The organism is Streptomyces tardus, from assembly GCF_018101125.2.
GTDB lineage: Bacteria > Actinomycetota > Actinomycetes > Streptomycetales > Streptomycetaceae > Streptomyces > Streptomyces tardus.
In genome coordinates this window covers 1279116-1285593 of sequence record NZ_JAELVF020000001.1, presented here as the reverse complement: position 1 = coordinate 1285593, position 6478 = coordinate 1279116, and the positions used below count along the sequence as shown (strand labels likewise).

Genomic DNA, 6478 nt, shown 5'->3' with positions numbered 1-6478 from the left:
GCCGGTCGATGCGGGGGCCGGCGTGGTGGTCGGGCCGGTGGTCGGGCCGGCGGTCGGCGGGGGCGACTCGGTGGCCGCGACGGCGTTCACGAGCGGCCTCCGCCGGCGGGTGAACCGCCTCCGCCGGCCAGCGCGCGCCGGTCCGCCTTGCCCCCGCGGGTGGTGGGCAGGACGTCGAGCCGCAGGAAGCGGCGGGGCATCAGATGCGGAGGCAGCAGCCGGAGCAGATGGGCGCGAAGTGCGGAGTCGGGGACGTCGTCCAGCTCACCCGCGAGGTGCGCGACCAGGTGGACCCGGCCCTGTTCGTCGTGGTGGGTGGTGACGACGGCGCCGCTGATCAGGGGGTGCGCGAGGAGCGCGCCCTCGATCTCGGCGGGATCGACCCGGTAGCCGCGGATCTTCACCTGCCGGTCGGTGCGGCCGAGGTACTCCAGTCGGCCGTCCCGGTCCAGGCGGCCGAAGTCGCCGGTGCGGTAGAGGCGGGCGCCGGGCGGTCCGCAGGGGTCGGGTACGAAGCACTCGGCGGTCCTGGCGGGCCGGTCGCGGTAGCCGCGGGCCAGGCCGGTGCCGCCGATGCAGACCTCGCCGACCTCGCCCGGGGCGACCGGGGCCAGCCGGTCGTCCAGCAGCCGGATCAGTGTCCCGGCCCGCGCCGTGCCGACGAGGTCGGGGCCGGTTTCGGCGGAGGCGCCCGACGAGGCGGAGGGGCCCGACGCGGGGGAGGCGCCGGATGCGGTGGCGGGACCGTGCTCGGCGGCGTCGGACGTTCCGGAGGGGACGGCGAACCGGGTGGTGGTCATGGTGCATTCGGTGGGCCCGTACTGGTTGATCAGCCGTCCGTGGACGAGCCCGCGTCCGCCCGCCGTCAGGAACGGCCGCAGCGATTCGCCGCTGGAGGCCACCAGGGCGACACCGGCCAACGGGTCCGTGAGGGCCGGTTGGCCCGCGAGGTGGGAGAGGAAGGACGGTGTGACGCTCAGCAGGGCGGTGACCCGGTGGGCGCGCAGGGTGCGGACGAACGCCTCGGGGCGCAGCAGTTGGGAGCGTTCGGCCAGCACCAGCCGCCCGCCGGCCAGCAGCGGAATGAGGGTGTCCCGGATCGAGGCGTCGTAGCCGAGCGGCGCCATCGCCAACGCCACGGTGTCGGGGCCGAGTTCGAAGGCGCGGGCCGTGTCCTGGAGGTACTCGTTCAGGCTGCGGTGCTCGATGAGGACGGTGCTGGGCTCGCCGGTGCTGCCGGAGGTGTGGCTGACGTACGCGAGCGCACGCGGGTGCACGGGCCCCTCGGCCTCCGCCGGGCCGGTACGGGGCCGGTCTCCGGTTCCGTACCGGCCGGTGTCCGCGGGTCGCGGGGGGAGCCGGTCGAGCAGGACGGCGGGCAACTCCAGGCCCAGCCGCGGCGCGACGCCGGAGGTGGTCAGGAGCAAGGTGGCGCCCGCGGTCCGGGTGAACGCGGCGAGCCGCTCGGGCGGTTGGCCGACGTCGACGGTCAGGAACGCCGCGCCGGCGTGGTTGACGGCCGCCATCGCGGTCACCGCGTGGGCGCCGGGTTCGACGGCGACGGCGCACACCGTCTCCGGTCCGACGCCCTCGGCCCGCAGGGTGCGGGCGAGTTCCTCGATGCCCGCGGCGAGTTGGCCGTACTCGACATCGCCGTCCGGGGTGGTGAGCGCGATCCTCCGGGGCGCCCGGGCGGCGTGGGCGATGATCCCGGCGGCGACGGTGCGCGGCGCTGCGGCCATCACCCCTCCTCCGCGGCCTGGCGGGCATCCGTACCGGGAGCACCGGGCGCACCGGGAGCACCGGGAGCACCGGGCGCGCCCGGCGTCGTCTGGTCCACGGCGACGAAGCGCAGCTCGGAGGTGTAGCGGTGGCCCTCGTCGTCGGTCAGCCAGGCCTGTTCGGGGGTGGGCAGCATCTCGCTGACCTTGAGGCGCGCGTCGGGGTCCTTGCGGGCCAGGCGGCGGATCGCCTTGGCGAGGATGGTGAGGTAGACCGGGCTGTCGAAGTCCACGTAGAACGGGCGCGGTTCGGTCGGGGAGACCACGAAGACGAAGCGCGGCAGCCCGTTGTCGCGCTGCCAGTGCCGGGCCCGGACGAAGCGCGCGGCCTCGCTCTTGGCCTCCGAGAAGTCCGCCTCGGAGACGGGGAGTTGCCAGGTCTCGCGGGCCACCGTCAGCCGGTCGATCACGATGCGCGGGGTGTGGTCCCCCTCCGGGCGGACGGTGAAGCGGTCCATCGCGCGCTGGGTCAGGGTGTTGGCGTACGCGTCGAGCACGTCGTGGGCGGTGCCGTCCGGCAGGACCGCCGTCAGCCGGCCGTCCCGGTCCTCGACGAGGACGTCGCCGCTGCGCACGGTGAGAGTGCTGAAGGGGTCGACGGTCTGGTCGACCATGGCGACGTGCCGGTCCTCGGGGCGGGCCAGCGAGGGCTGGCTGCGCGTGGACCACTTCAGCGGCAGCTCCTTGGGCAGCGTGGGCAGCAGCCGCGGGCCGGGGAAGTCGCGGGTGGTCTCGGCGATCAGCGAGTCCCGGTCCGGGTGCTGGTGCACGAAGAGGGAGGCGGCCATCGTGTTGAGCGCGCAGTGCATCTCGCCGAGGATCAGCTCCACCTCGCCCTCGGCCAGGGCCTGTTCGTCCTCGGCCAGCACCAGCAGGTCGGGGCTGAAGTAGCGGGCCAGCGACCAGCCGTCGCCCGGCTCCTCGAACTCCTGGCGCGCCCGTTCCGCGATCTCCGCGGTGGTGCGCCGCACCAGCCGGGGCTGCTCGGCGTCGGTGGGGAGGTCCAGCACCCGGGCCCATTTGGCCCGCAGCTCGGCCTGCGCGGCGTCGAGCAGGGCGTCGGCGTCCGGGTGGGGGGAGGGGAGGGTGCGCAGCCAGATGTCGCCCAGGGAGACGGCGTTGCCGCCGGCGCTCAGCTCGCGGTGCGCGGCGTGCAGCCGAGTCCGGATGCCCTCCGCGAAACGGTTGGTCAGCCAGCGGGCGGAGGTCAGGCACATCCGCAGCGGTTCCAGCTGCTCCAGCAGCCCGGTGCCGGTGGTCGCGGTGGCTGCCCGGCGGGCGTCGAGATAGACCAACCCCCGGCAGGGAGCGGTGCGTTCGCCCTTGGCGCGCTGGGCCTCGCTGTCGGTGAGCCTCGCGAAGTCGCCCTCCAGCGCGGTGATCGCCGCGGTGAGCGCCGTCGCGTCGTCGCCGGCCGCCGCCACCTCGTCCCGGCCCTTCTCGAGCACCGCGAGCGGGGCCAGCGCCCGCTCCCGGACCGCTCGGTCCGGTACCCGCTCCAGGATCTCGCGCAGCGCGGCGTCGGGGTGCGGGGAGGCGGGCACTTCCAGCCGCCGGTACAGCCAGCGGCGGGAGACGAGCCCCTCGACGGTCGCGGTCGCCTCGTCGGGGGTGACGGACAGTTCCGCGGCGATCTCGTCGACCCGTCGCGTGCCGTCGCACAGACGCAGCACGGCCAGCTCGACCGCGGTGGCCGGCTTGGCCGGACGCCCGGGAATCCGGGCCGTTCCGCCGCCCGCGGAGTCCGAGGGGTCGACCTCGCAGCGCAGGAAGGCGACCCGGCGCGGCGGTATCCAGCGCATCAGCTCGGGGTCCTCGGCCAGCACCTTGGCCAGCGCGTCGATCGCCCAACCGGAGAAGTACACCCGGGACTCGGCCAGGAAGCCCGTACCCGGCTCGATGGCCACCACTCGCTCGGTGTCGAGGTCCCAGCGGCCCCAGCCGACGGGGCCGAAGAAGCCGATGGTGTCGTTCTTGACGCAGAAGCGCTGCCAGTAGTGGGCGACGAGTTCCTCGCGCTGTCGCGGCATGCTGCTGCGTTTGTCGGTGGCGGGGTCCCAGCGCAGGAACGGGGCGATACCGGTGCGCAGCACCGCCGGGTTCTGCCAAGCCAGGGCGGCCTGGAAGCGCGGCTGCGCGGCGACCTCCTGGAGGTGGTGGGCGGTCCGCACCGCTGCGGCGTCCAACTCCTCGGTGAAGTCGGTCCAGTCGGGGCCGGTGAGCGGGTCCTGCGGGCCGAACTTGTCGGCGGCCTCGGCCAGTCCGGGAGGTGCGAGGCGCAGTACGCCCTCGGCGGGGAAGCCCGGGCCGCGCAGCGCGAACTGCTCCCAGAGCCGCCAGCCTCCGCCCGATAGTGCGACAGGTGCGTGCTCGTCCGGCATCGCCTGGCTCCTTCCGATGGTGTTCCCCAGCTCGAACTGCGGGAGCGGTCCCGAGCGCCGCCACACCCCGAGGGCTGCGACCGCACAAGGAAGGTCCCGCGCTCCGGAGTCGCCCACCAGAGAAGATTCGGCAGCAACACATGCCGTCCCGCTCAGCGCGTTCGTCCCTGCCCGGGGACTCGGGTGGCCGGGCACCCTGGAGCGGTCGGGTCCGGGCCTGGGCCCGTACCGGCCTGCGGCGGGTCCGCGGCCGGTTTCCGAATGCGGGAGGTTCCACCGTGACGCAAGACATCTCCGCGACGGGCACCGGCGACGGCCCGGCCCGTCCCGATGCCGAGGACGTCTACCTCGTCGTGCGCAACGACGAGGAGCAGTACTCGATCTGGAGGGCGGACCAGGAGGTGCCCGCGGGCTGGCACCCGGAGGGCTGCCGGGGCGCGCGGCAGGAGTGCCTGGACCACATCGGCCGCGTCTGGACGGACATGCGTCCGCTCAGCCTCCGCCGGCGGCTCGCCGGGGCGGACGCCTGACGCCGTACGGGAGGCTGCCCGGGGCCGCAGGCGGGCCCGGGCGCACCGCCGGCCCGGGCCGGGCCGGCGACGGGCGGAGGCGGAGCGGGCGGTTCCGGCGCAGGGAGAAGGGGAACGAGGAGCACGGACCGCGCGGTGACGTGCGGTCGAAAGAGACCGGCGGGCGCCGGGGAGGCGGTCGCGGCCTCCCCGGCGCGCCGTTCGCCCGCCCGGGAGCACTGCGTCGGGCGCGCCCGCGCGAGGCGGGCACCGACGTACCGGCAGCGCCGACCGGCGCGTGACACGTAGGGGATCGAGACTGTGAGCGCAGCGGAGCCGACCGTCCTGGCGACCTCCGGGGGCCATCGCGCCGACGCCCGGTCGCGGGTGCTGTTCGACGCATTGGTGTACCACGCGGTCGAGTTGGCCGGGGTGACCGGCAGACGGCCCAGGATCCTCTACCTCGGCACCGCCATCGGGGACGCCGAGCACGTGACCTCGCGGATGCACGAGGCCGCCCGGGTGGCGGGCTTCGACCTCACCCCGCTCTACCTCTTCCCGATGCCCAACGTCGAGGACCTGGAAGAGGCCGTTCTGAGCCACGACGTCGTCTGGGTGATGGGCGGCTCGGTCGTCAATCTGCTGGCGGTCTGGCGCGCCCACGGCCTGGACGCGGTGCTGCACCGCGCGTGGTTGGCGGGAGTGGTGATGGCAGGGGTGAGCGCCGGTTCCATCTGCTGGTTCCAGGGCGGCGCGACCGACTCCTTCGGTCCCGCGCTGCGGCCTGTCACCAACGGTCTGGCCATGCTGCCGTACGGAAACGGCGTCCACTACGACTCCGACGCCGGCCGGCGCCCGCTGATCCACCGGCTCGTCGCCGACGGCACCCTCCCCACCACGCACTGCACCGACGACGGCGTGGGCCTGGTCTACCGCGGCACCCGGCTGGTCGAGGCGGTCACCGAGGTCGCGGGCAAGGGCGCCTACGTGGTGACCGAGGAGAACGGCAGAGCCGTGGAGGACCGGTTGGAACCGCGCCTGCTGCGCCGCCCCGCCTGCTGAACGCCCGGTGCGCTGAACGTCCCGTGTTCCGGCGCCGGTTGCTCGCGCCCCGACGCCTCTCGTCTGACGCGCGTCGCCCCGACGCCCCTCGCCCCTCGCCCGACGGTCGTCGCGCGTCGTCCTCCTGCGGACTCGACGGCGGCAGCCCCGCCGGGCTGAGCGTCCGGCCGCGGCGCCGGGCCGGATCGACGGCATCTGCGGGACGAGGCTCTGGGCCGTTGCCCCGCCGACGTCGAAGTGCCCGCCGTCGCGGCCGAGTTCGCTGTCCGAGCCATGCCCGAGCTCACCGGATCGGCCCCGCGCCGGATGCGTGGACGGGCCCGGCCGGTGGTGCGCGCCGCCGGTGCGCACTGCTCCACGGCCCCCGCGGTGAGCCGGGCGGCACGACGTGCGGAACCGACGTACGCCTCTTCGAGTTCTTCGCCCGCCGCGCGGTGCTGATGTTTTCGCCCGTCGCGCCGCCTTCGGCTTCCGCTCTCACCGGGTCGAGACCGCGAGGCCGCGAGCCGTATCCAACTTTCGCGCGCGGGCCGGGAGTTGGCCCCGCCTCCGTGCGCCGGCGGCCCTGGGGCCGTGCTCCTCCCCCGAGCCCCGCACCCCGGCGTACACCCTGCGTACGCCCTGCGTCGAACCGCGCGCCGGCCCGCCGCCCGACTCCATGCCGCTGCCCGTTCCCGCCGCCCGCCGCCTGCCGTATGTGCGCGGGCAGGGACGGTTCGGCAGCGCAGTCTGCTCGTGGCACTGC

General features: G+C 75.0%; 4 protein-coding genes. 2 read left to right on the top strand and 2 right to left on the bottom strand.

Features of this window, described 5'->3' with window-relative positions; all coding sequences use genetic code 11:
* Window positions 1-86: 86 nt before the first annotated feature.
* Both JGS22_RS05550 and JGS22_RS05545 read right to left on the bottom strand, forming a co-directional pair.
* The gene (locus tag JGS22_RS05550) at window positions 87-1742 is read right to left on the bottom strand and encodes an amino acid adenylation domain-containing protein (RefSeq protein ID WP_211040822.1); all 1656 of its coding nucleotides are present in this window, start codon (window positions 1740-1742) and stop codon (window positions 87-89) included.
* Entirely contained in the window at window positions 1742-4162 is a 2421-nt protein-coding gene (locus tag JGS22_RS05545) for a lantibiotic dehydratase (RefSeq protein ID WP_211040821.1), read from the bottom strand. Before JGS22_RS05545 ends, JGS22_RS05550 begins: the two co-directional genes overlap by 1 nt.
* Window positions 4163-4452: 290 nt before the next feature.
* Between JGS22_RS05545 and JGS22_RS26040 the strand changes: the two genes are divergently transcribed.
* Window positions 4453-4692 (top strand): MbtH family protein, encoded by a 240-nt coding sequence (locus tag JGS22_RS26040; protein ID WP_308405798.1) that lies wholly within the window; start codon window positions 4453-4455, stop codon window positions 4690-4692.
* 300 nt (window positions 4693-4992) lie between these two features.
* Window positions 4993-5733 (top strand): Type 1 glutamine amidotransferase-like domain-containing protein, encoded by a 741-nt coding sequence (locus JGS22_RS05535; RefSeq protein ID WP_211040819.1) that lies wholly within the window; start codon window positions 4993-4995, stop codon window positions 5731-5733.
* The last annotated feature ends 745 nt before the right edge of the window (window positions 5734-6478 follow it).

Excerpts from the sequence above, each read along its gene's own strand:
- JGS22_RS05550 (WP_211040822.1), bottom strand. The coding sequence starts at position 1,742 with ATGGCCGCAGCGCCGCGCACCGTCGCCGCCGGGATCATCGCCCACGCC.
- JGS22_RS05545 (WP_211040821.1), bottom strand. The coding sequence starts at position 4,162 with ATGCCGGACGAGCACGCACCTGTCGCACTATCGGGCGGAGGCTGGCGG.